22 protein-coding genes, 1 tRNA gene and 2 pseudogenes are annotated in these 23,740 nt (G+C 52.1%); 14 read left to right on the top strand and 11 right to left on the bottom strand.

The features are described from left to right. Window positions 1–251 (top strand): annotated as a pseudogene (locus ACP5SG_RS05810) (tryptophan--tRNA ligase); the annotation flags it as partial. After that, entirely contained in the window at window positions 230–985 is a 756-nt protein-coding gene (locus tag ACP5SG_RS05805) for a segregation and condensation protein A (RefSeq protein ID WP_237888731.1), read from the top strand. The pseudogene ACP5SG_RS05810 and the gene ACP5SG_RS05805, both read left to right, overlap by 22 nt. Here ACP5SG_RS05805 and ACP5SG_RS05800 read toward each other — a convergent pair. After that, the gene (locus tag ACP5SG_RS05800; protein ID WP_428122811.1) at window positions 982–3,234 is read right to left on the bottom strand and encodes an LPS-assembly protein LptD; all 2,253 of its coding nucleotides are present in this window, start codon (window positions 3,232–3,234) and stop codon (window positions 982–984) included. The genes ACP5SG_RS05805 and ACP5SG_RS05800 overlap by 4 nt on opposite strands. Before the next feature lie 220 nt (window positions 3,235–3,454). Here ACP5SG_RS05800 and plsY point away from each other — a divergent pair, with 220 nt between their 5' ends. Then, window positions 3,455–4,060, top strand: coding sequence for a glycerol-3-phosphate 1-O-acyltransferase PlsY (gene plsY / locus ACP5SG_RS05795; RefSeq protein WP_428122808.1), 606 nt, complete (start codon window positions 3,455–3,457; stop codon window positions 4,058–4,060). A gap of 12 nt (window positions 4,061–4,072) precedes the next feature. Here plsY and ACP5SG_RS05790 read toward each other — a convergent pair whose 3' ends face one another. The 3 genes from ACP5SG_RS05790 to ACP5SG_RS05780 are packed head-to-tail and all read right to left on the bottom strand — an operon-like array spanning window position 4,073 to window position 8,313. Beyond that, window positions 4,073–5,461: a sigma-54-dependent transcriptional regulator gene (locus tag ACP5SG_RS05790; RefSeq protein WP_237888734.1), complete on the bottom strand. Its 1,389-nt coding sequence runs from the start codon at window positions 5,459–5,461 to the stop codon at window positions 4,073–4,075. Next, on the bottom strand, window positions 5,430–7,724 hold the full coding sequence (locus ACP5SG_RS05785) for a sensor histidine kinase (protein WP_424661235.1): 2,295 nt from the start codon (window positions 7,722–7,724) through the stop codon (window positions 5,430–5,432). Before ACP5SG_RS05785 ends, ACP5SG_RS05790 begins: the two co-directional genes overlap by 32 nt. Further along, window positions 7,702–8,313 carry a DUF4390 domain-containing protein gene (locus ACP5SG_RS05780; RefSeq protein ID WP_428122803.1) on the bottom strand — a complete coding sequence of 204 codons (612 nt, stop codon included), beginning with the start codon at window positions 8,311–8,313 and terminating at the stop codon, window positions 7,702–7,704. The genes ACP5SG_RS05785 and ACP5SG_RS05780 overlap by 23 nt, the downstream gene beginning before the upstream one ends. Window positions 8,314–8,486: 173 nt before the next feature. On the opposite strand from ACP5SG_RS05780, the gene ACP5SG_RS05775 reads away from it, so the two are divergent. The 10 genes from ACP5SG_RS05775 (at window position 8,487) to pheA (ending at window position 17,136) form a co-directional block, all read left to right on the top strand. Then, window positions 8,487–8,561 (top strand) — tRNA-Val (locus ACP5SG_RS05775). A gap of 19 nt (window positions 8,562–8,580) precedes the next feature. Next, window positions 8,581–10,569, top strand: coding sequence for a threonine--tRNA ligase (gene thrS / locus ACP5SG_RS05770; protein WP_428122800.1), 1,989 nt, complete (start codon window positions 8,581–8,583; stop codon window positions 10,567–10,569). Between the two features lie 122 nt (window positions 10,570–10,691). Next, window positions 10,692–11,210: a translation initiation factor IF-3 gene (gene infC, locus ACP5SG_RS05765; RefSeq protein WP_428122818.1), complete on the top strand. Its 519-nt coding sequence runs from the start codon at window positions 10,692–10,694 to the stop codon at window positions 11,208–11,210. Window positions 11,211–11,243: 33 nt separating this feature from the next. Continuing rightward, on the top strand, window positions 11,244–11,441 hold the full coding sequence (rpmI, locus tag ACP5SG_RS05760) for a 50S ribosomal protein L35 (RefSeq protein WP_237888738.1): 198 nt from the start codon (window positions 11,244–11,246) through the stop codon (window positions 11,439–11,441). Window positions 11,442–11,532: 91 nt separating this feature from the next. Then, window positions 11,533–11,883 carry a 50S ribosomal protein L20 gene (gene rplT, locus ACP5SG_RS05755; RefSeq protein ID WP_237888739.1) on the top strand — a complete coding sequence of 117 codons (351 nt, stop codon included), beginning with the start codon at window positions 11,533–11,535 and terminating at the stop codon, window positions 11,881–11,883. Window positions 11,884–12,243: 360 nt separating this feature from the next. Further along, window positions 12,244–13,251, top strand: a complete 1,008-nt coding sequence (gene pheS / locus ACP5SG_RS05750; RefSeq protein ID WP_237889968.1) for a phenylalanine--tRNA ligase subunit alpha — start codon at window positions 12,244–12,246, stop codon at window positions 13,249–13,251. A gap of 11 nt (window positions 13,252–13,262) precedes the next feature. After that, complete coding sequence (pheT, locus tag ACP5SG_RS05745) at window positions 13,263–15,380, top strand: phenylalanine--tRNA ligase subunit beta (protein WP_424661236.1); 2,118 nt, start codon at window positions 13,263–13,265, stop codon at window positions 15,378–15,380. Beyond that, complete coding sequence (locus tag ACP5SG_RS05740) at window positions 15,381–15,719, top strand: HU family DNA-binding protein (RefSeq protein ID WP_237888741.1); 339 nt, start codon at window positions 15,381–15,383, stop codon at window positions 15,717–15,719. Next, a complete protein-coding gene (locus ACP5SG_RS05735) occupies window positions 15,658–16,014 on the top strand; it encodes a MerR family transcriptional regulator (RefSeq protein ID WP_237888742.1) in 357 nt (118 codons plus the stop codon). The genes ACP5SG_RS05740 and ACP5SG_RS05735 overlap by 62 nt, the downstream gene beginning before the upstream one ends. A 36-nt stretch (window positions 16,015–16,050) precedes the next feature. Beyond that, complete coding sequence (gene pheA / locus ACP5SG_RS05730) at window positions 16,051–17,136, top strand: prephenate dehydratase (RefSeq protein ID WP_428122790.1); 1,086 nt, start codon at window positions 16,051–16,053, stop codon at window positions 17,134–17,136. Between the two features lie 88 nt (window positions 17,137–17,224). On the opposite strand, the gene ACP5SG_RS05725 is transcribed toward pheA, so the two are convergent. The 4 genes from ACP5SG_RS05725 to ACP5SG_RS05710 all read right to left on the bottom strand — a co-directional run bounded on the left by ACP5SG_RS05725 (window position 17,225) and on the right by ACP5SG_RS05710 (window position 20,411). After that, window positions 17,225–17,950: a YfgM family protein gene (locus tag ACP5SG_RS05725; RefSeq protein ID WP_424661237.1), complete on the bottom strand. Its 726-nt coding sequence runs from the start codon at window positions 17,948–17,950 to the stop codon at window positions 17,225–17,227. Between the two features lie 29 nt (window positions 17,951–17,979). Beyond that, window positions 17,980–18,450, bottom strand: a complete 471-nt coding sequence (locus tag ACP5SG_RS05720) for a flavin reductase family protein (protein ID WP_424661238.1) — start codon at window positions 18,448–18,450, stop codon at window positions 17,980–17,982. A gap of 26 nt (window positions 18,451–18,476) precedes the next feature. Then, a complete protein-coding gene (locus tag ACP5SG_RS05715; RefSeq protein WP_424661239.1) occupies window positions 18,477–19,085 on the bottom strand; it encodes an acyltransferase in 609 nt (202 codons plus the stop codon). Between the two features lie 102 nt (window positions 19,086–19,187). Next, on the bottom strand, window positions 19,188–20,411 hold the full coding sequence (locus tag ACP5SG_RS05710; protein WP_428122784.1) for an FG-GAP repeat domain-containing protein: 1,224 nt from the start codon (window positions 20,409–20,411) through the stop codon (window positions 19,188–19,190). A gap of 358 nt (window positions 20,412–20,769) precedes the next feature. On the opposite strand from ACP5SG_RS05710, the gene ACP5SG_RS05705 reads away from it, so the two are divergent. After that, on the top strand, window positions 20,770–21,522 hold the full coding sequence (locus tag ACP5SG_RS05705; RefSeq protein WP_424661241.1) for a hypothetical protein: 753 nt from the start codon (window positions 20,770–20,772) through the stop codon (window positions 21,520–21,522). Window positions 21,523–22,074: 552 nt separating this feature from the next. Here the strand turns inward: ACP5SG_RS05705 and ACP5SG_RS05700 are convergent. The 3 genes and pseudogenes from ACP5SG_RS05700 to ACP5SG_RS05690 all read right to left on the bottom strand — a co-directional run. Next, window positions 22,075–22,716, bottom strand: coding sequence for a hypothetical protein (locus tag ACP5SG_RS05700; protein WP_428122780.1), 642 nt, complete (start codon window positions 22,714–22,716; stop codon window positions 22,075–22,077). A 411-nt stretch (window positions 22,717–23,127) separates the two neighbouring features. Beyond that, window positions 23,128–23,343, bottom strand: a complete 216-nt coding sequence (locus ACP5SG_RS05695; protein WP_330873298.1) for a prevent-host-death protein — start codon at window positions 23,341–23,343, stop codon at window positions 23,128–23,130. 22 nt (window positions 23,344–23,365) lie between these two features. Continuing rightward, a pseudogene (locus tag ACP5SG_RS05690) lies at window positions 23,366–23,563 on the bottom strand (ammonia-forming cytochrome c nitrite reductase subunit c552); the annotation flags it as partial. Between the last annotated feature and the right edge of the window lie 177 nt (window positions 23,564–23,740).

Genomic DNA, 23,740 nt, shown 5'->3' with positions numbered 1-23,740 from the left:
CCGATGACCGTATAAGAGAGATCGTAGAGGACTGTAGAGCCGCGCGCCTTGGGTGTGTCGCATGTAAAAAGGAACTCGCAGAGGCCTTGATTGATTATCTCGCCCCTATTCAAGAACGCCGGGCCACCATGTCCTCTGAGCCTGGCCTTGTGGCCTCTGTCCTTGAGCAGGGCGCAGGCAAGGCAAGGCGTGTCGCCGTAGAGACCATGGAAGAGGTGCGAAGCGCAATTTGGAGCCCCAGTGCCAGGTAAGACTTGAGGTCTTTGAGGGGCCTCTTGACCTCCTTTTATATCTTATAAACAAGAACAAGCTCGATATAGCCGACATACCCATTGCCCTGGTCACGGCCCAGTATCTTGAATATCTGGAGTTCATGCAGGCCCTTGATCTGGTTGTTGCAGGCGAATACCTTGTGATGGCCGCAACCTTGCTTCAGATAAAGTCCAAGATGCTTCTCCCTGCCCCGACATTAGGCGCTTGCGGCGCCGAAGATGACCCAAGGTCTGAGATAGTAAGGCCCTTGAAAGGGCTTGTCGAGATACGCCGGCTTGCACAGGCGCTTGATGCAAGGGAGCTTTTGGGCAGGGATGTCTTCATCAGAGATGCAGATACAGAAAGCCAGGCGACAGAGAGCGATCTCCCAGCGCTTTCGAAAGGCAACGCCGGCTGTGTTCCGCGGCACGAGGATGTGGATTTGCTTGATCTGGTCTCGGCATTCAGGTCGGTCATAAAAAATAGAAGGCTACCAAGGGTAGTTGAGATTGAAGAGGCTAGGTGTGACCTTGTCCAGACGATGGGGTGTGTATTGGGTCTTGTTTCTAGTACGGGCAGGGTAAGTTTTTGTGACCTCTTAACAGACGGCGACAGAAAGACGGCGGTTTGTATCTTTATTTCGCTTCTTGAGCTGGCGAGGCAAAAAAGGGTGCGCCTTCTTCAAGACGTTCATGGCAAGGACATAGTTATCGTCATGAGGGCATCGTCTTAGTCTCCGCTCCAGCCGCCTATGCCCAGGAGCTCGAGGTTGAAGCCGAAGACGTTTTCATCTTTATTTTTTTTGTAACTACATGTAATCGCCCAGCAGCTTGCCTGATATCTTAGACCATAGACGGATTCGACCTCATTTCCATTCTGCACTGACCACGAAGTCCTGTATGTCGCCCTCCAGGCCGCCGTAATGGGGAACATGGCATTTATATCAAGTGAGTTTATCTTTTCGATGCGGTTATAGCGGTAACTGAGCGCCAGATCCTCGCCTTCATGCTTTGAGACGCCGGTCCAGAGATTATAGCTTGTAAAGCCGTCGCCATAGAGGTTGTATGTGGTGTCGTAACGGATGTACCAGTAAGGGATAGGCCAGCAGTCAATCTCTCCGTAGATATCTGAAAACTTGTGGTTGGTGTCTATGGGTTTGGGTATGAGGGTGTTGCGGTTAAAGATGTCGTAGCTGTAGTTTTGTACCTCAAGCGGACCCGGCGGGATGCCGTGCGTGTCGTAGCTTTGTTCGACATAGAATCTTATTAGGTCCGAAAAGGCATATCTGTCTTTGCCAAGCGGTTTTTTGCTGCTCAGGAAGGAGAGTACCGACCACGTAAATCTATTTAGCGGATCAAGGCGGTCCAGGTTGTCGATGAATGGGATGTGCGTTTGATCTATAGTGGGTCTGTATGTATATGCGAGCTTGGGACGTATGGTATGACGCAGCGAAAGGCCGTCGCCCATATCAAATATCCTTGCTAGATTTGTGCTCACCTGCGTATTGAATGTGTAAAGACCACGGTTCTTGGTATCTTTTGGGCGTATATTTTGCGTGGAACCGCTAGACGTATACATGGTCTCCTGGACTGAAAAAGAGGCCAGACCGTTCAGCCAGCCTTTGAGCTTGAAAGGCAGGGATGTGGTCGGTTCAAGGTTTATACGCTGTTCTTTTGTGTCGGAGTCACGCCAATAGTTTACATACGAGACGTCCCAGTTGTAGTAGAGCCGTGTGTTGGCAAGGGGGACGTCAAAACCGTGGAAAACGAGCTTGGGCAGTGTCTGAACAGTGGTGGATTGCTCCCCGGTGACGAGGTTCTGATTGTAACGCATCTCGCCCCCTACAAAGCTGTCCTCGCCGTTTCTTGTGATCTGGAGACTCGATGGCCTTATGGTGTCTGTTATGTCGGCCATGGAACGACCGAAGTTTTTTAGGAACGTCCTGTTGGTCTGATCAAAACCCATCGGCCCCCCGTTAAATTCCTGGAGGTAATCCCTGTCGCTGACCAGGTCTATATCGACCTTGGCTTTAAAGCCCAATGGCAGCTCCTGATCGATCTTGCCTCTGAGCCACCATCTTTCAGAATTCCTTCTTATCTGGCCGTCGTTATTGTAGTCATTATCCTTCAGGTTGTCGCTCAGGTGATTATAGCGTATAATTCCCCTTGATTCAGGAGAAAAGACGTGTCGGAATTCAACTCCCTCCATCCAGCCCCTGTTGCTCATCAGGTCTTGGTAAAAGGTCGCGTCCATGCTGTCGTTTATGGCCCAGAAATAAGGGACGTCGATCTCTGCGCCGTTTCTGCTCGAATTGGCGAAATAGGGCAGCAGGAAGCCGGATTTTCTGTATCTGTTAATCGGGATGGATATCCAGGGGGAATAGAGTACCGGCACGTTTTCTATATTGAACCTTGCATCCTTGGCGACTGCCTGGCCTGTGATGGTAAGTCTTAAATCGCTGCATCGGAAGCTCCATGCCTGTTTCGGAAGTGGGCATGTACTTATGACCGCATCCTTAGCCCTGTATTCCTCGGCCCCTGTCTTCCAGAGCTGTTTCGCCACTAGATGGACATTATTTCTCTTGAGGAAGAGATGCGCCCCTTTCATGGTACCGGTTGAGGTCTTCAGATCGAATTCCCCTTCCTCGCCCCTAAAGACCCCTTGATCCATATCCATTACAACCGCCCCGTTGGCCCAGACCTTTCCTTTTCGTGTGTCGTAGAGGATCCTGTCGGCCGATATCTTCAATTCGCCGTGCCTGATGTTGACCGCCCCTTCTCCGAGGATGGCGTCTGTTGATTGATAGAACGTGAGTTTCTCCGCCTCTATATGCCATGGCTCGACGCCTTTGGGGGGTTCGGCTGGTCCATCAAGATGGGGGTGCCCAGGGGACGGTTGTCCTCCAGCCTGATGCGGCGGTTCGTGCGATGCATCCAGACCGTCTGCGGATACAGATTTGACCCCGGACAGGATGCAAATCAACAGGATGCAAATCAATTTAAGTGGGCATGGCCGAGTCATCATAACCTAATGACCGTTAGTATCATATAGGTGGGTTGTTTTCAATGGATGTACCGCCTTATTTTACAGGAATGTCTATTATCCATCCTTGATTTTATTTTAGACAGTCTTTATACAAGAAGCGATTGTCGTGATGCTTTCATAATTCTACAATTCAGGTCGTGCGATAGGATAGATGGTTATGTCGAACAATTTTTTTTGGCCGGTTCTTGCGTACCTTGCTGGGTCTATCCCGTTCGGCCTCTTGTTTGCAAGGATCAAGGGGGTGGATCTAAGGGGGAGCGGGAGCGGCAATATAGGTGCAACCAACGTAATGAGGGTTATGGGCAAGAGTGCCGGTTTCCTGACCTTGCTGGCTGATCTGGCCAAAGGGTTTTTGCCGATCGTATTGCTCAGGCTGGTCGGTTCCGGTCTATCTGATCCGGGCATCCTGGCGCTTACGGGGCTTGGGGCGGTGATCGGCCATTGCTATCCGCTCTTTCTTGGATTCCGCGGTGGCAAGGGCGTGGCGACGTCCGCAGGTGTCTTACTGGCAGTCTGTCCGTCAGCCCTTTGTGTGGCAGCCGCCATTTTCTTGATTGTGGCAAGGGTGACGGGGTTTGTATCGGCTGGGTCTCTGGCTGCAGCCGCTATTGCACCAGCCGGTGTACATTTTTTCTGTCCAAGCGGTCCGGTCGAACTTATGGCATGGGCCATGGCCGTCCTTATCTGGTGGAAGCACAAGGAAAATATAAGGCGGCTTCTGCGTGGAGAGGAGCATGGCTGGAAGGGTCCGCCTACGGTGTAGACGTATTGGATACTATTCGCCGCTTAGTCCCAATTGTGCGATTTTCCTATGCAAATGCCTCCTTTCCAGCCCTATAGCCTCTGCAGTTTTGGTTATATTGCCTCCATGTTCGGCCAATTTTTGCGCCAAATATTCCCGTTCGAACATCGCCTTGGCGTCGCGGAAGCTGTCACAGGAAAGCCATGGCCTGACGCCGTAGTCTGATGACCCTGCCGACGCCCGTTCGTCTTTAAGGCCCTTTTGATATGAAAGCGGCAGGTCTTCCAAGGTGATTTCAGATCCCTTTGAGAGTATTACCAGTCTTTCCGCAAGGTTTTTGAGTTCCCTCACATTTCCAGGCCAGTCGTGTCTTTTCAGTGCCTCTATTACATCGGGCGCAACTTTTTTATGGCCCTTTGCAGCCTTTTGGGCAAATTCTTGCAAAAAGACGTTCAAGAGGAGATGGATATCTTCCTTGCGTTCCCTCAACGGTGGTACCTCAATCGGTATGACGTTCAAGCGGTAATATAGGTCTTCACGGAAGTTTCCGGCCTCTATCTCCTTCTCCAGGTCTTTGTTTGTGGCTGCTATGATGCGCACATCCACCTGGATGGTCTTTGCGCCGCCGACCCGTTCGAACCTCTGTTCTTGGAGTATCCTCAGGACCTTTGCCTGGGTTTTGAGGCTCATGTCGCCTATCTCGTCCAGAAAGAGCGTCCCACCGTTCGCAAGGTCGAATTTGCCCTGCTTCATGGATGTCGCCCCTGTAAACGCCCCCTTTTCATGTCCGAAGAGCTCACTTTCAATGAGTTCTTCAGGTATTGCCGCGCAGTTCACCTCGACGAGTGGCTTGCGCCCCCTTTTGCTCAGTCTATGGATCGTCTGCGCAACTAGTTCCTTGCCGGTGCCGTTTTCCCCCTGAATGAGTACCCAGGCATCCGTAGGACCGACGACAGCTATCTGTTCCTTAAGTTTCTGCATGGCCTGGCTCTGACCGACAAGTTCCCTAGATAAATCGGTCTTTTGTCGCAGCAATACGTTTTCTTCCTGCAACTCCTTGTAATTAAGGGCGTTTCTGATAGTGAGGACAAGCTGTTCATAAGAAAGAGGTTTTTCTATGAAATCATATGCGCCGAGCTTTGTGGCCTTTACGGCCGTCTCTATATTGCCATGACCTGACATTATTATGACTGGCAGAAACGGCCAGTCATCTTTGATCTTTTTTAACACATGGAGTCCGTCCATGCCTGGCATCCAGATGTCGAGGAGGACGAGATCCGGCAGGTCGTCCGCTATAGCGGCAAGGGCGGCCTCCCCATTGAGTGCCGATTTGACATCAAAACCCTCGTCTTCGAGGATCCCCTGCACCGTCTCAATGATGGTCTGTTCGTCATCGGTTATCAGTATTTTTTTCTTGAGCATGGCCACCAATGGACTGTTGTTGAGGAAAGATCAGTGTAAACCTTGTCCCATACGGGACATTATCTTCTACTTTAATTCGACCATTATGGTCCATGACGATCGAATTGACAATAGCAAGGCCGAGTCCAGTACCCCCCCTTTTTTTTGAAAAATATGGTTCGAAAATGCGCTCTCTGTCTTCAGGGGTGATGCCTGTACCAGTGTCGGCCACCCAGACACCCACCTCCCTCTTTTCCGAGTCAAAAAAGACGCCTACTTCCACCGAGCCACCATCGGGCATTGAGGCTACTGCGTTATCGAGGAGGTTTATGATCGCTCTCTTGATTTGATCCGGATCCAGCACGGCCTCAGGCATTATATCAGGGCGCTTTAATGTAAAAGCTATAGCCGGATGCGCTTCACGATAAAGGGCTACGACCTCCTCGGCAAGCGCGTCCAGCCTGACTGCTCTTGGCCTAATAGTCGGCATCCGCGCAAAGTTTGAAAACTCATTTACCAGCCTTTTTAATTCATCAGCCTGTTTTATGATGGTATTCGTGCAGGCGTCAAAGACCTCCCTTGCCTCTTTATCCAGGCCTTCCATATATTTTTTTCTGAGTCGCTGGGCCGAGAGCTGGATAGGTGTGAGCGGGTTTTTCACCTCATGTGCTATACGTCTCGCCACCTCGCGCCATGCAGCGAGCCTCTGGATCTTTTCCAGCTCCGTAAGGTCGTCGAATACGATCACCACGCCATGCGACATGCCGTCTTGGTCTCTCAGGACTGTAAAACTTACGATGAGAGAGAGATACCTGTCCTTTACCTGTATGCGCATCGGGCGCTGAAGCGTCCCCTTGCCGGTTGAGGCGATCTCCCTTCTGATGGCCTCGAATTCATTCACCTGGTCCTTGTCCAGTAGTTTATGATAAGGCATGCCTACGATCTCATCCGCCTTGAGCTTTAATATGGCCTCTGCAGACCTGTTCATTGTGGTGACGATCCCGTTCCTGTCGATTGAAATGACCCCGGCGGCCACATTCTGGAGTATGATCTCTATGTAGCGGCGGCGTTGCTCGATCTCGTAATAGCTCTTTTTCAGTTGTCTCGAGGCGTTTTCCGCCCTGCGTCTAGCCTCCTTAAGATCTTGTGTCATTGTATTAAATGCACGGACAAGCGAGCTCAGTTCGTCCCTTCCATGGGTCTCAAGACTAAAATCCAGGTCGCCTTGCGCGATCCTGTGTGTAGCCTCGGCCAGCATCTGCACGGGTTCCGTTATGCCCTTGGCGATGCGAAAGCCCAGCCAGATGGATACGAAAATGATGAGGAGGGTTATCAGAAAGAGGGCGAGAAGCAGCGTCGCCTTTATCGGATTTTGGTAGAGGAGGAGCTGATGATAGTCTTCATAGCCCATCTTGATCCCATCGAGGAGCCCGTTTATGTCGCTCGGTATGAGATTGCCGACTGCGATGACAGCAAGTGCCGGACCGTTCGGGCCTTTGAGCGGGCAAAGCACCCTTATAAGAGAGCCGTTTTGTAGATTGTCGTTTTGAACCACCAGGCCACCCTCATTAAGGGCCTTCGCAAGATTCGAAGACGGTATCCGAGGCGGCGGTCCTGCAAGCGGCAGCCATGTCCTTGTGAGCTGCGCCTTGAGGCTGGGGCTGAATATCTCTATTGAATTTATAGGGCTGCACATCTTTGTTAAAGACCCATTGGGCAACAGCGGATGCGGGGTGAGCATCTCCTCCGCACATGCCATATCAATGGCGCTGTCTTTTATGCACCTTAGGCTTACGGCCAGCGAAATAGTCTGTGCCGACTGTTCGAGCTGGGCCACCCTGTCTTGGTAGTATGTCTGACCGACCGTAAGGGCATTGTCTAAGGCGCGTTCGACTTTTATGTCAAACCAATAGGTAAGACTTGTCCTTAAAAATTGGAACGATGCAAAGAACAGCATCAAGGTGGGAAGCAGGGAGAGAAATATGAAGGCGAGCACAAGTTTTTTCCTGAGCTTGGCGCCGAGGAGTCTCTTTTTATCCTCAAAGATTACCTTTACAAGTTGCCTGACTATGAGGAATACAAGCAGCAATACCAATATTATGTTAAGGTTTATGACCGCGAAGATTATAATGTTGCTGCCGGTGGGCGTCGGGAATGAGGCCGGTCTGGATATCAGGTAGTATTCGAGGATCGACAGGACCGCCATCAAGACACCGGCGGCTAGTATGAACAGACGTTCGCGCCTTCGCCTTTTTATTTCACTAGTAGGTAAAGTAGATTTCATTCCAATCGGTCTTGAGGTCCCACGGGGAAAATATATTCATAAGGCCTGGAAACTGGATGTTAGATTCGACCTTTTCAGCCGCCGCGCGCACGCTGAGTCTATATGTGACTCCACGCCTCAGTCTTGAAACCGGCACGAGAGGGGTGCCGTTTATCTCGAACATCATCGACAGCGCCTCAGCCCTGCTCTTTACGCTGACCGCCCTTGGATTTTTAGGACCAAGCGTGATGGTGTATTCGCCGCGAAGGGCGTCATAGCTTAAGGTCCTTGAGATATATCCATGGAATAGGGTCTTGTCTATAAGCAGCCTTGGCTCGTTTAATTCTATCTCGTAGGTGTATTTTATTGGTATACCGCTCTGGATAGCGGCGGCTATTTCATAGGTAAGGCCGTTCTTGAGCGAGAAATATGCGAGTAGATACCTCTTTGTGTTAGCAACTGCCAGGTCTGATACCCTGGGCGCAATGTTGTTGTCAGCATATGACAAGGCTGGCGAGAGGAATTGCAAGAGCCCTATCGCTGCACCCAGCGCAGCCAGATAAAAGGCGACATAAAAAAATTCCCTTGTGATGAAGAGGTGTCTTTGCAATTTTGTCTTAAGGATTTTAGATTATATATGTTAGGTCTGAACTTAATTAGTCGGTTGCTTAAAAGCAATAACGGCGATTCATTTTTATTAAAAGACCTTAAGATTGCATGCTGCGCCTTGACACAACCCGTCAATCCTGTTATCAAAACCATCGTTGGAGGGAATTTGGTTAAAGGCGCGTAGCTCAGTGGGAGAGCGCTACCTTGACACGGTAGAAGTCGGCGGTTCAATCCCGCCCGTGCCTACCACTTAAATAATCCAACCTTAATGCCATCAATGGAAAACAGTCGATTCGACCTCATAAAGATCACGCTCCCAGACAAGACCGTAATTGAAGTCTTAAAAGGTATCGCGGCAGGAGAGGTCCTCGAGCAAGTCTTGGGTGACAGGGAGGCAGAAAAGGCCGTGCTCGTAAGGATTGATGGGGTGCTCAGAGATCTCTCCGTCTCCTTGACTGACGATTGCAGCATAGAGGCCGTTTTCCTTGAGGGAGATGATGTCCTTCACGTCCTGCGCCATACTACCGCCCATGTCATGGCGCAGGCGGTCAAAGAGCTTTTCCCTGGGACAAGGATCGCAATAGGCCCTGCAATAGCAAATGGTTTTTATTATGACTTCGGATATGAGAGGGGTTTTACTCCGGATGATCTGGATAAGATAGAGGCCAGGATGCGCGAGATCGTGAGCCGGGCCCTTCCTGTAGAAAGGCGCGAGGTCTCATTGTCTGAGGCTAGGGCGCAATTCCTTGCCTTGGGTGAGGTGTTCAAACTTGAGCTTTTGGATGAACTTGAGGCGCAGGGTGTTGAATCCGTTTCACTCTACGGTCAGGACGGTTTTCTAGACCTTTGTCGCGGGCCGCATCTTCCGCATACTGGGTGCATATCTGCCTTTAAGCTTACGGGTCTTGCGGGGGCCTACTGGAAGGGAGACGAAAAGAGGCCCATGCTCCAACGCATCTATGGTACGGCCTTTTTCGACCAAAAGGAGCTAGAGGCATATCTTGAACGTGTTGAAGAGGCCAAGAGGCGTGATCACAGGTATCTTGGAAAGGAACTCGGGCTCTTTTCGGTCGACGAAGAGATCGGCCCAGGGCTCATCCTTTGGCATCCTAGAGGCGCCGCAGTACGAAAGGCCATAGAGGACTTCTGGCGCGACGAGCACATGCGGCGCGGCTATAGTCTCCTCTATACACCCCACATAGCAAGGCGCGACCTCTGGAAGACAAGCGGCCATCTCGATTTTTACAGGGACAGCATGTATGCGCCGATGGAAATAGACGGCGTGGCATATCAGATCAAGCCCATGAACTGTCCATTTCACATAGCCGTCTACAACTCAAGGAGACGTAGTTACCGCGAATTTCCTTTGAGGTGGTGCGAGCTCGGCACGGTATACCGCTACGAACGGGCCGGTACACTCCATGGCCTTATGAGGGTACGTGGCTTCACTCAGGACGATGCCCATATCTTTTGCCGTGCCGATCAGCTTCAGGGTGAGATACGCGAGATACTTGATATGACCCTCTATGTCCTTCGCGTCTTCGGTTTCGACCGGTATGACGTCTATGTCTCAACCAGGCCTGAAAAATATGTTGGTTCCGAAGAGAATTGGGAGCGGGCGACCAGTGCGCTCAAAGACGCCTTGAAGGCGCAGGGGCTTTCCTATGAGATAGATCCCGGGGAGGGTGTATTTTACGGCCCGAAGATAGATATCAAGATCAAGGATTGTCTCGACCGATCATGGCAGTGCTCCACCATCCAGGTTGATTTCAATCTCCCGGAGAGGTTCGGCATGTGTTTTATGGGGGAAGACGGTCAGCCCAAGACCCCGATCATGATCCATAGGGCGCTCATGGGCTCGATCGAACGGTTTTTCGGGGTTTTGATTGAACACTATGCAGGGGCGTTTCCTCTCTGGCTTTCGCCTGTACAGGTTGTCGTATTGACCGTAACAGACAGGGCCGATGCCTGGGCTCGGTCCGTCGCCGATAGGCTAAAGGGGACCGGTTTCAGAGTGGAGATCGATCTCAGGAACGAGAAGCTCGGCAAAAAGATCCGCGAGGCACAGCTCATGAAGGTCCCTTATATGCTGGTTATCGGCGACAAAGAGATTGAGAACAAGGTCGTGAGCCCAAGGTTAAGGTCAGGGGAGACCTTGCCTGCCATGGAGCTCGATGATTTTATGGCGTTGCTCGTAAAGGAATGCGGCACCGCGTTTGCCGATGCTGCAAGGCAGAGACGGCCTGACACAGACTAGGCATTGGCGGTTTGCGTCCTGCCCTTTTTATTTTGTCGCCGACCGCCTTGTTATTTTTGGGCGATAAAGTTATAAAAAGTACTAACAGTAGGAGATATAGGTCTTCTAATAGGAGGTGTAGTATAGCAAAAGAAAATTCAACCAATATAAACCAGATGATCAGGGCCTCAGAGGTCCGTCTTATAGGGGTCGACGGGGAGCAGTTGGGTATAATGCCAGTAGAAGATGCGCTCGATAGGGCGATGAGCATAGGGCTTGATCTGGTGGAGGTTGCACCGGGGGCCAAGCCGCCCGTCTGTCGTATAATGGATTACGGCAAGTACAGATATGAGCAGAGCAAGAAGATTCAAGAGGCAAAGAAGAAGCAGGTCCATGTCCAGATAAAAGAGATAAAGCTTCGCCCTAGGACGGATACCCACGACATGGAGGTAAAAAAGAGGCATATAAGGGAGTTTTTGAAGGAAGGTAACAAGGTGAAGCTTTCCGTGCGTTTTAGAGGGAGGGAGATAGTGCACAGACATCTAGGTTTGGCCATTCTTTCCAAGATAACTGAAGAGCTTTCGGATGTAGCGGTGAGCGAGGGGGCACCAAGTGTTGAAGGACCTACGTTGCATATAATCCTGGCCCCCAAGAGGGATTGAGAGTTTTTTTAGAATAGCCATAAGGAGAGATGAATGATAAAGATCAAGACAAGACGTTCCGCTGCAAAGCGGTTCAGGGCAACCAGTACTGGCAAGCTGATGTCGTACAGGGCGGGCAAGAGCCATCTCCTGACACACAAGTCGCGCAAGAGGAAAAGAAATCTCAAGAAAGAGATAGCGCTGTCAGATGGCATGGTCAGCACTTACAGGCGTATGATGCCATATCTGTAGGCGATGCAACAACACGGTTGTTTTTTTGATGAGTCATCAATCTTGATGGTCTCGTAAAGAAGTCATTATATAAAAATCAGGAGTTTTAGATATGCCAAGGGTTAAAAGGGGCTTCAAGGCCCGCCGCCGCCGTAAAAAGATATTAAATATGGCCAAGGGCTATATGGGGGCCAGACATCGTTGTTTCAAACAGGCCAAGGAGACCGTTGAAAAAGGCCTGAGCTATGCATTTCGTGATAGAAAGGTCAAGAAACGTCTCTACCGTGGGCTTTGGATAGTCAGGGTGAACGCCGCATGCAGACAAAACGGCCTTTCCTACAGCCGTTTCATCGATGGTCTTAAAAAGGCCAAGATCGATATAGATAGAAAGATGCTTGCCAACTTGGCCGTCACCGATCCGGCGGCCTTTTCTGCATTGGCCGACAAAGCTAAGGCCGCTTGACAAGGAAGCATGTGACGGTGGGGCTTGATCCACCCGGTTTCGGATCCCTGGCGTACAGATCTGGCAGGTGATCTGGAAGACCGGAGACAGGCCGAGCAGAGGTTGCCCGCCGTGACTACGAGCGGTGTGGCGCTGTGACCTGTGGCCTGGTTTTTTAAGGCATGCAATATTGATGATCTCATAAAAAGTCATTATATGAGATGGCTAAGCAAAAATCGTAAATGTAAGGCGCGAAAATCCTGAGGAATGAGGCGTACCTTACTGTACGCCGCAGTGACGAAGGATGCAGCGCAACAGGGCAGTGGGCGACTTTTTTGCGACGCCATCAATGTTCGGCCTTTAGTAAATCATGAAGACGAAATGATAGATCATTTGAAGAGGATCAGGGCAAGGGCCTTGGATGCAATAGGCAATGCCTCGAGCATCCAGGAGCTTGATAGATTGCGTGTCGAGTTCATCGGCCGCAAGGGAGAACTTACTGCGGTTTTGAGGGGCCTGGGCGCCATATCTCCCGAGGAACGTCCAAGGATCGGTCAGCTTGCCAATACCATCAAGGACGAACTGGAAAACGAGATATCTAAAAGGAGGGACTCCCTTGGCGCCGGTGGGTCCACATCCAGGGTATCCGGCCTTGATCTTACATTGCCTGGCAGGAGGCGTCCTTTGGCCAGGCTGCACCCGATTACGCAGGTGATGGAGGAGATCGCCTCGATCTTTATGCGCATGGGTTTTTCCGTGGAGACCGGTCCAGAGATCGAACTTGATTTTTATAATTTCGAGGCCTTAAATATCCCAGTAGACCACCCTGCACGTGACATGCAGGATACCTTCTATGTGAATGAGAAGGTGCTGCTGCGCACCCATACATCGCCCATACAGGTCCGTACCATGGAAAGGCGCAGCCCCCCCTTAAGAATAATCGCCCCTGGCAAGGTCTATCGCTGCGATTCCGATGTAACCCATACCCCGATGTTTCATCAAGTGGAGGGGCTCATGGTGGACAAGGGCGTGACATTCGCAGGCCTTAAAGGTGTGTTGACCCATTTTTTACACGATATGTTCGGCGATATACCTGTGCGCTTCAGACCTAGTTTTTTCCCTTTTACGGAGCCGAGTGCCGAGGTGGATATCCAATGCGTCATGTGTAGCGGCGGTGGCTGCCGTGTCTGTTCCCAAACCGGTTGGCTTGAGATACTAGGTGCGGGCATGGTGCATCCCAACGTCTTCAGAAAGGTGGGTTATGATGCAGAAGAGTGTACCGGTTTTGCATTTGGTCTGGGGGTGGAACGGGTGGCGATGCTCAAATACGGCATAGACGACATCCGCTTGTTTTATGAAAACGACCTCAGGTTTCTCAATCAGTTTTGAGCTGAAGGGCTATGCGTATCCTTACATCGTGGCTTAAGGAGTTTGTGCCGTTTGATTGCGGGGTCGAAAGGCTTGGCCGGGATCTGACACTTACCGGGCTTGAGATCGAGTCTATAGAGCCGTTTGGTCCGGATGATTTTGTCATTGATATCAGCATAACCCCGAATCGTCCCGACTGTCTGAGTGTCCTTGGCATTGCAAGGGAGATCTCGGCTATATACGGACTTCCTTTGATATTCGGCCCGAGTGTTTGTCTGACTGATGGCGCGCCGGGTGCACTTGAGACCTCGGTATCCGTTCCCGTAACTATTGAGGCGGTTGATCACTGTGCAAGATATGCAGCTTGTGTGCTTGAAGATGTGCGTATCGGTCCATCGCCGGATTGGCTCAAGAGGCGCCTCGAGGCATGCGGGATAAGACCTGTAAACAATGTGGTTGACGCAACAAACTATGTGCTTCTTGAGCTGGGCCAGCCCCTTCACGCCTTTGACCTGGACAGGCTTAGGGGTCCGGCCATAGTTGTGAGGTCGGCAAGGGCCGGAGAGGCGATCAAGACCCTTGACGGAAAGGATAGACCGCTTTCCGCGGGGATGTTGGTCATCGCAGACGAAGAGAGGCCTGTGGCGGTTGCCGGGATCATGGGCGGGGCTGAGACTGAGGTAAGGCCTGAGACGTCCAGGATACTTCTCGAAAGTGCATGGTTTGAGCCCTCTCAGGTGAGACGCACGGCCAAGGCGCTCAAGATATACACCGAGGCCTCCTACAGGTTTGAGCGTGGGACCGACATAGAGGGGGTTATGACTGCGCTGAAGCGGGCGGTCGACCTGATATCGGACCTTGCCTCACCAAGCGGCAGCCCGGTCAAGGCGGGTGGGGTCAGGGACGTCTATCCTCGGCCCTTCGAGGCGCGCGTGATACGGATCAGGCCTGAGCGGGTGAAGCGGCTTCTCGGCGTCGAGATAGAGGCCGAGCACATCGCTGCCATACTTGAATCCTTGGGCTTAGCCAGGATTGACGGCATGAAGGATGTCAGCGCGATGGGGTTTTCGGTCCCTTCGTATCGTCTCGATCTCATCGAGGAGACGGACCTTATCGAAGAGGTCGCAAGGCTTTACGGTTACGACAATATCGAGGCCGAGGTCCCTTGCGCTGGTATCATAGCTTGTTCCCCGGCAACCAGTCCTGAAAAGGATTTAATCGACAAGGCCAAGGAGATATTGGTCTCGCAGGGGATGTGCGAGGCCATCTCCTACAGCTTCATATCCCCAGGCGACATAGAGCGGCTCGGCCTTGAGGGGGGCGATCCGCGCCTGAGACCGGTAAGGCTTCAAAATCCGATCAGTGAAGACCTTTCGGTCATGCGTACCAGCCTCATCCCGTCCCTCCTTGGCGCCGCAGCTAGGAATCAGGCGCGCAGAAATATGGATGTCAAGCTGTTTGAGGCGGGCGCTGTATTTTATCATGGGACAGGTCAAGACGTGCTCTCGCGGCAGGAGCAGAGGGTGGCGGCGGTATGGGTCGGCGCGAGACATTGTCCTTCGTGGGCCTGGGGCAGAGAGCGGGCCGATGTTTTTGACCTCAAGGGTATCATGGAGGAGCTGCTTCGCGGTCTCATGATCAACGGGTGGTCCCTCATCCTGGGGACCCCAGGCGATCCATTTTATCTGGCCGGTGCATCGGCAAGGGTAGTCGATTCAAACGGAGGGCTGCTCGGCACGTTCGGTGAGATATCTCCGAAGGTCCTCGCCGCCTGGGACATAGACGGGCCGTTGTTCGCCTTCGATCTCTCGCTTGAAGCCATGGGCCGCGCCACTTCACCTGGGGTGAGGTTCAAACCTCTCCCGAGGTTTCCTTCAATGGAGAGGGATGTGGCGTTGGTCATGCCCGATCATGTAGTTTTAAAGGATATCCTCGAGTTTGTTCAGGGCAACAGGCCGATGTTCCTCGAGGATATCGAGGTCTTCGACGTCTATACCGGAAGTCCGATCCCTAAGGGTTCAAAGGGCATAGGTCTGCGTTTGAGATACAGGGCTGAAGATCGCACGCTCTCTGAAGAAGAGGTCTCGAGGGTCAACGGTGGGTTTGTCGAGGCGCTTTTAAAGAGATTCGGCGGGGCGTTAAGGGGATAGATGGGTGCGCTTACGAGACGCGACCTGGCGAGACGCATAAGTCAGGAATTCGGTTTTTCGATCCGTGTCAGCCGGAGACTGATAGACAGGCTTTTGTTTGAGATGGGTCTTGCGCTAGGTAACGGCGATCGGTTAAAGATAGCAAGATTCGGCGTCTTTTGTCCTGTTGAAAGGGCCGGGCGGACATGGGTAAATCCCATCGATAGGAGGTTGGTTGAGATACCTCCGAGGCGGGGCGTGACCTTTCGCCCGAGCAGGATATTAAAGGCGATGGTAAATGGAGAAAAAGGGGAAGAAATACTACCGGATTGGGGATGTCAGCAGGTTGACCGGCGTTGATGCACATGTGCTGCGTTACTGGGAGGGGGAGTTTCGGCAGATACGCCCCCACAGGGTGGCGAGACAGAGGCTCTACCGGCCTGAAGATATCGAATTGATCGGTCGTATAAAAGAACTCCTTTATGAAAAGGGCTTCACTATAGCTGGGGCGAAGAAGCAGTTATCAGAAGAGGGGAGGGCTGTTCCGGTGCAGGCCGAGCTCTTTTCGCACGACTGCGGAAAGATGAAATATGAGACCGTCATTTCAGAGATCAGGGCCGGGCTTGTTTTGATAAGGCAGATGCTTGAGGGTTAAAAGGATCGGGTGTGATCAAGGCGGATGTTTATTGCAATGGGTGATATTCTGCTTCAGAGGCTCGATGGGCTCAGAAAGAGGATAGACGAGATAGACAGAGAAATAGTCTCCCTCCTCAAGGAACGTATGGCAATCGCCTGCGAGATCGGCAAAGAGAAGGCCGAGGCCGGTCTGGATGCCTTTGATGTAGGCCGTGAGCAGGCGGTGATGGAGAATATCTTGCAGGGAAACGGCGGTGTCTTTCCGTCCAGCGGCCTCAAGGTGATCTTTAGAGAGATAATCTCGGCCTGCAGAAACGCCCAGATGCCGTTGAAGATAGGTTTTTTGGGGCCTGAGGCCACGTTTACACATATGGCGGCAACCAGGTTCTTCGGTCATGCGCCGTTATTTATTGCCTCTGATACGATAACGGGCGTATTCGAGGAGGTGGAAAGGGAGCGGATTGACTTCGGTGTGGTCCCTGTCGAAAACTCCATCGAGGGTACAGTAGCCCTTACCCTGGACGGATTCTGCGAATTCAAGGTGAAGGTATGCGGTGAGATCTATCTTCCGATATCGCACGACCTCATGAACCAGAGCGGCAGGATCGATCGGATAAAAAAGATACTCTCTCACCCGCATGCGGTTGCCCAGTGCAGAATGTGGCTTCAAAAGAACCTCCCTGCCGTTGCGATCGAGGAGGTGGTAAGCACGGCCCAGGCTGCAAGATGGGCTGCTGTTGACCCATCGGTCGCAGCGATCGCAAGCCCGCTCGCCGCCCAAATATATAATCTCCAGGTCATAGCAAGGCGCATTGAGGACTTTGCCGGCAACACTACCAGATTCCTGGTGCTGGGGCATGGGTGTCCAGGGCCTACAGGCGACGACAAGACATCCCTTCTCTTAGGTCTTGAAGACAGGCCTGGTTCCCTTATGCACCTCCTTGAACCGCTTGCCGTGCGGGAGATAAACCTCACAAAGATACAGTCCAGGCCGGTTAAGAGCGAGCCATGGAGGTATCTCTTTTACGTGGATATCACAGGACACATCAATGACCCGGAGGTCAGGGAAGGGATCGACGCGATGAAGGGCGGGTGTACGTTTCTTGAATGGCTGGGTTCGTATCCGAAGGGGAGGGCCTGATTCAGCCGAAGGAATACCCTGCCGGGCTGTAGAGCCCGGCCGCGAGGGGAGGTTTGTCTGCCGGGCAGGGCAGGCCCGGCGGTTCAGTTCAGTGCCTCGGCGTCTCCTTTATCTTTGGCGCTATGCCTTCCCCGGAGAGTTCCATCACCTTATAGCGCACAAAATCCAGCTGGGTCGGCTCTTTTGTAAGCGAGAGGTATTTGTCGTAGGCCTCAAGCGCCCCATCCCTGTCGCCTGATGCGGCTGATACCCTGGCGAGGTCAAGGGTAGCGATGGCCGAAAAGGCCTTGTTGCGGCCTGCTGCTGCAAATTCCTTTTTTGCCTGCCCAAACATGTGTTTTTCTTCATTTAAATACCCTAAGCCAAGCGAGGAAGCGGCGAACAGGGCACTGTCTTTGGGAAATTGTCCCTTGGCCTTGGAGAATGCCTCTATCGCCTGATCCGTCTTGCCCATGTCTTTATATATACCGGCCAGTATGAGTACAGCCTCCTTAGAGGCCTGGGTATGGCCGTGTTTTTGTACAAGTTCATCGAGCAGTTCGGCCGCCTTTTCATATGTAGGTTCGGAGATTGCATCTGCCAAGAGGAGCGAGGCCTTGGCCTCTTCACGCCCTTTGTAGGTCGCATAGCCGGCCCAGACGGCCAGGACCAATATCACGGCGCATACACCCACCAGTATCCCGCGGATATGCTCCGATGCGAAGTCGATCATCCGGGCGGGGACGATGTCGGTTATCTGATCGAGCCCTGCTGCAGCAAGCGCCTTAACCGCATCGCTGGCCCCGGCACCGTATCCGGCATCTTTCTTTTTCAATCTCAAGCCTCCTTTCAGTCTTGCCGTCCCTATTTCTTTTTGCCAAAGAAGTCATCCCAGACAAAGATAAGGGGCGTTGCGTCTTCCCTCGTCACCACGCATTCGGATACAGAACCGATGAAAAGGGTATGATCCCCGGTCTCGAAGGAATTTACCACATTGCATTCCATGTAGGCAAAGGCCTTTGACAAGACCGGGAGGCCGCTGGTGGTAAGCGTGTAATCTATCCCCTGAAATTTGTCGACCGATCTGCCGCTCTTGAAGCCGAAGTGCTTTGAAAGCTCGAGTCCGTCTTCGGCCATGGCGTTTATACAAAACCGCCCAGATTCTTTAATAAGTCCGTAGGTGAAGCGTTGTTCCGCTATGGATACGGCGATGAGCGGCGGTTTAAACGATACCTGGCTTGCCCATGCCGCAGTCATGCCGTTTATCCTGTCTCCGGCCCTTGCTGTCACTACATATACGCCGGTGGGCAATGTCTTTGATATACATTCCTGCATGGTTGCCTCCTTCATTTTGGATTTTATCAGAAAATCAGGGATCGAGCCTTTAATATACGTTTCAGAAGGGACGTCTTCGGTTCAAAGCCTTTGCGCCACCTTATGAATCGGGCCGGGTTGCCTGCCACTATTGAAAACGGGTCAACATCTTTGGTGATGACCGCACCTGCGCCGACCACAGCACCTTCGCCGATGTTTCTACCCTGAAGTATGCATGCACCTGCCCCAATCCATGCCCCGTCGCCGATATGGATCGCGCCGTAGGTAAGACCGTGGTCTATGACAGCCTGAGGCGGGCCGTCGATCACATGGCCGGCACTCAAGAGCTTGGCCCCAGGGCCTATCAAGACCTTATCTCCGATATAGAGCCCGCCTTCGCCTGAAATATAGGCGCCGGTATTTATCCATACCTGGTTCCCTATCTTTATGTCGGCATTCAGGTTCAACAGGAGGTCACCGGTTACCAGGCGCACATATTCAAAGATCACCGAGCCTTCGCCGATCGATATGCCGCGGCCCTGGGTGGTACCTAGACGATAGCATGTAACGGTTTCGGCCCATCTTACATCCTTCCCGATGTAGTCTATGCCCGGAGGCGGCGTATCTTTGTTCCAGACATCAGGGAGGCCGGTCAAGTCCCTTCAATCCCCCTCTTTTGATTTTGAGGTCTTTCTGCCACACCTTCTCCTTTCCATCTTTATAGTGATCACAACAGGAGAAAGGGGGACCATTCAGTTTCAATGCCCTATAAGCGGCCCATAGTCTATGCCGAGTGTCGAGCCAGCTGAATTCACGAATATCAGATCAGGCTCGCCGTCGCCGTCGAGGTCATAAAATTGGAGATCAAGCGGGAGGCTTCCGGCAGGCAGCGGGCCGCTGTTCAGCCACGTCCCGTCGTCCTTCGGGCTGACGACAAACACCTTCCCTTCCTCGCCAAGGCCTATCAACGCAGGCCTCCCATCGGCTGCATCCATGACGCCTATGCCGCTGTAGCCCCACACGGGGGCAGGTATGACAGCGGTGCGTGTGACATTGCCCTTGCCGTCGCCATAGACAACCAGCGCCCCCTTGCCTGTCTCAAGCGGCGCAATGGCCGCCACCTCGCCCTTTTCATTCAGCCTGACCATCGAGAGGCTCCTCGGCGACCATCTGGCAAGGCCGTTTAGCTTGGCCTTGTACAGAAGACGCCTTTCAAATCGGCGTCCTCCTTTGTTGACAGCCACCCACAGGGTATCATTTTCATAGATGGCCCAGAAGATATCCGGTCTGCCGTCGCCGTTCCAGTCGCCAAGACTTACATAGGTCGGGTTCCTGCCGCCTGCGTCTATCTGCTGGATATCGAATTTGAATTCCCCTTTATCCCCTTTGTTCCAGAGGATAAATATCCGGTCGCCAGAATAAGGGGCAAGGACTATATCCGGTCTGCCGTCGCCGTCGAGGTCGGCTACCGCTATACCTACGGGGTCGCACGGCACAGGGAAACTTGCCTCTTTTTTGAAGGATGAGCCCATATTCTTCCAAAATTGGACCTCGTGCAGCCCCTCGCATGCGATGATTAGGTCAGGGTGCCCGTCTCCATCCCAGTCATAGGCGACAGGGATCCCGGGGTGATATCCAACCTCCGCTTCTCCATACACAGGCCCTGTATCGAAACGCCTTCCGGGTCTGCCCCAGTAGATGCGGAGATCTCCAGGGGCATGCGAAACCACCGCTATGTCCTTGATCCCGTCGCCGTTGAAGTCGGCAACTGCTACCCCGTATGGGTCTTTTCCGGTCGTGAGTTCTATATGGTCTATATGAGAAGATGCCGGGCCCTGTGCCGCCTTCAGGCCAGTTATTTCTTTGTAGCTTCCTACTGTTGAGCAACTGGTTATTGTAAAGATAGACATGACAAAGACGAAGATGATGCGGCAAAGGCCTCGCGGACCTTGCAAATGGCTGTAGATATATCTTGAAGACATTGCATCGCCTCCGTGGATCTTCAGCGGTCTGCCGAAGTGATATCTTGCGACTTGTCAGGGATTGAAACGGCTGTAGAATAATTGACAGGCGGTCGGGTGTCAACCGCCTTGGACCTATGCCCTGCCCAGGAGCAGGGTCGCGGAGACCAATGGTCGCGCTATCCGCGCCTTGCCTTGCATCTAATCCCTTGTAATGCTATTATATTTTAAACTGTTTTTATTTTTTAGTACAATATCAAGAGATACCTATTAAACTGTCGGCTTGGGCTGGGCCACGATAGCAAAGCTGGAGCTCGTTGCTGAAGTATGGAGTGGTTAACCGGTGAACCAGCTTTTATGTGTGAAAGGGGGCGGCGCCATGAGTGATGTACTTATAAATGATGTAAAAGATAATGAGCAACCTGCCAAATCCGAGTCCGAGCCGTGTTATATGATCCGCACTATTGATGATCTGTATGAGCTCATTCGTACGAACGAGAAGTGGCGGGAGGCCTTGCGCAGGGAACTCTTGAGCCCTGCACTTTTGCGGTTGCCCGAAGACTTTTCTCGCTTCCGCGAAGAGGAGTTCAAGCCGCTTGCAACCGAGTTCCATCGCTTCCGCGAAGAGGAGTTCAAGCCGCTTGTCAAAAAGGTCGATGTCATTGAGCAGGATGTAGCTATTCTCAAACAGAATGTAGCAAGGCTCAACATCGATGTTGCAGATCTGCAGGGCAGTGATCTGGAACGCCGTGTCCGAGAAAAGGCCCCTGCCTATCTCGGCAAGATCATTCGCCGGTGCCGCACCCTTACACACGACAAGTTGGCGGAATTGCTTGACGACGCCGTTGATGCCCATAAGATTACCGCAGAGATGCGCGCCGATGCCGTTTTGGCGGATGTCGTGGTCATCGGCCGACTGTTCGAAGGCATGCAGCGAGATGTCGTGTTGGCAGTGGAGGTCTCCAAGGTGGTGGATGTTGAAGATGTCAGGCGTGCAGGCCGCAGGGCTGCGATTATTGGCAAGGCCATGGGGGTCGATGGGATTGGGGTGGCCTTTGGCAAGAGCTGTACGGAAGGCGCCAGAGCGGCTGCCGACGAGCAAAAGGATGTTGTGCTTATCTGTCAGGGATGAATGTAACACATGCCTTATATCTTCCCCCAGGAGGGGTTCCTTGCTAATTCGTCAGGAAGCCTTGCATTATCTGGCTCCATAATGGTGTCCCCTCATGAAAATTAATAATGTTCATTATCTATAAGACTCTTTGTCCCTCTCCCCCTCTTGGAGAGGGACAGGTGGAATGCCCTCAGCGCATCCTGCGCTGACTAATGTAACGAACGATGACGCTTGCCGCCACTATAAGCAACAAATATGACTACGCCAAGCGTCAACAATCCCAATATCAGACCCAATATCTCCATACCCATATCCTCTCTTGTTCATCAAAAAACGCCTGACGCCACGAGGTCAAATTGGAAAATTCTTTATCCAAAAATTCCTTCCTGCCTATACAAAGAGACGATATGAACGAATTAAAAGCCCGATCTCTGTTGCGAGCAAAAACCTGTCCACACTCGAACGATGCGCTTCGCCACCCTCAATTAAGGGGCAGGTGGGGGGTTACAGCGCATCCTGCGCCGGCTGGCTATAGACAAAAATCATTGGATTTTTGGGCGCCCATATAGTCTAGCCTATAATCTCTCTATACATCGCCATCAAATTGTCGTTCCATGGGCCGCTTCCGGCGTTCTGTAGATAATAATCACTTACGTTTGGATTTGTTATCTGTTGCGTGGCTGATGAATAGAACGGCGTTTCATAACCTGACGGCGGGGTCAGATCTTCCAGGGGAAAATATTTTTGGTATGCGGCGGCAAATCTTGCATAGTCATCGGTATTGTATGCCGAACCGGGTTTTATGCCCGCATCGATTGCGGCATCGATCGCCGCATCGACATCCATCGGATAATTGCTGTGGCCGCCAAGCAAAACCGCGTCAAATTCTTTCCGGCTGTTTGAAGCATTTAATTGATCCAGCAGCGCCTGTTTGGCGGCGTCGTCCAGGTTCGAATTCAGGATGTGTTCCCTCGTGTTGCCGTATCCGCCGAAGAGCGATGGATCGTTGTTGATGTTGCCTGCGGCCCCTGGCTGTTGATAGAGGTCAGAGGATGCAGATGCAGACGAAGAAGAGGTCTGTGCAGAAGGTGTTGAGATGGTTTTCATGATGTCGGCAAAGGCTGTTGCTTTTTTTTCTCCGTTAGGGATATAGGTGGTGGCGACTGCCGGTTTATTGATTAGACCCTGCAACGTAGTGCTTGCAATACTCATATCAACCTCCGTTAGCTTTTAAATTTTCAGTTCGGCCTTTCATCGGTCTGTTTGCATTGAATCAAAAGCAATTTCAATGCCAAGATTTGAGAGACCGCGACCCTGGGTGTTTAAAGGCCTGCTATTGACATCTTTGGGATATTGCAGGCAGGTTGCCGGTGTCTATGCGGAAAACAGGCTGCAATCTTTGCCTGCTTCACATATACAAACTTTTCGCCCCATACCCCCTCACTCCAGCCCCCTTCCGCAAGGAGAGTAGGGAAATTCGAGTTCCGGGTCCCGCAAGGAGGGGGGATTCAGAGTCAAATTGCGGTCACCATCTTCAAGAAGCATAGAGATTGCCTCCCAGTTTTCCCCATTCCGCAAGCGGCCAGTTCGTGGAAACGCAGCTTATAGGTCATCCAAGCTGACCTAGACAAACGGACCGTTTTCGCGTTCACGAACCAGATTGGCATCCTCCAGGTCTTCTATGTAGGCCATAGGCCACTCATAGTGGGATACCGGTAGGCCTCTGGCCGGTTGTGGTTCAAGATGGCGATAGGCGTTCGCCGGCCTGTTTGAAAACGCCCGCGAGTTGCGGTTTAATTCAGTGACGCTGACGGTTATATCGGCAAAGATTGTATCCATGAGATCGCCCTGACATAGGCGGCCTATCGATGGTCTTGCCAGCAGCCTGGGCCTTGTTCGCCATCTCAAAGAGCTTGGCAACGGTTGCGGTCTCGTACCCTGCCCTGTTTAGCATAGATGCAGTCCTGTTCTGGATGTTAAAGACCTGCTGCCTCAGCCACTCAGGGCTCTCCGCATGACACTGGACGCAGGCCTTGAGATCGTTCTTAAGCGGGCTCATCTTTACGCCCCTCCTTTTCCCCTTTAAAAATTAAGACTGATGATCTCGTAAAAAGTCATTATATGAGATGGCTAAGCAAAAATCGTAAATGCAAGGCGCGCAGATCCTGAGGAATGAGGCGTATTTTCTTGTACGTCGCGGTGACGAAGGATGCAGCGCAACACGGCAGTCGGCGAC

It is taken from the genome of Dissulfurimicrobium sp. (assembly GCF_049968175.1).
GTDB classification, from domain to species: domain Bacteria; phylum Desulfobacterota; class Dissulfuribacteria; order Dissulfuribacterales; family Sh68; genus Dissulfurimicrobium; species Dissulfurimicrobium hydrothermale.
Note: the sequence above shows the minus strand (reverse complement) of the source record. Positions and strands in the feature narration are given on the sequence as shown.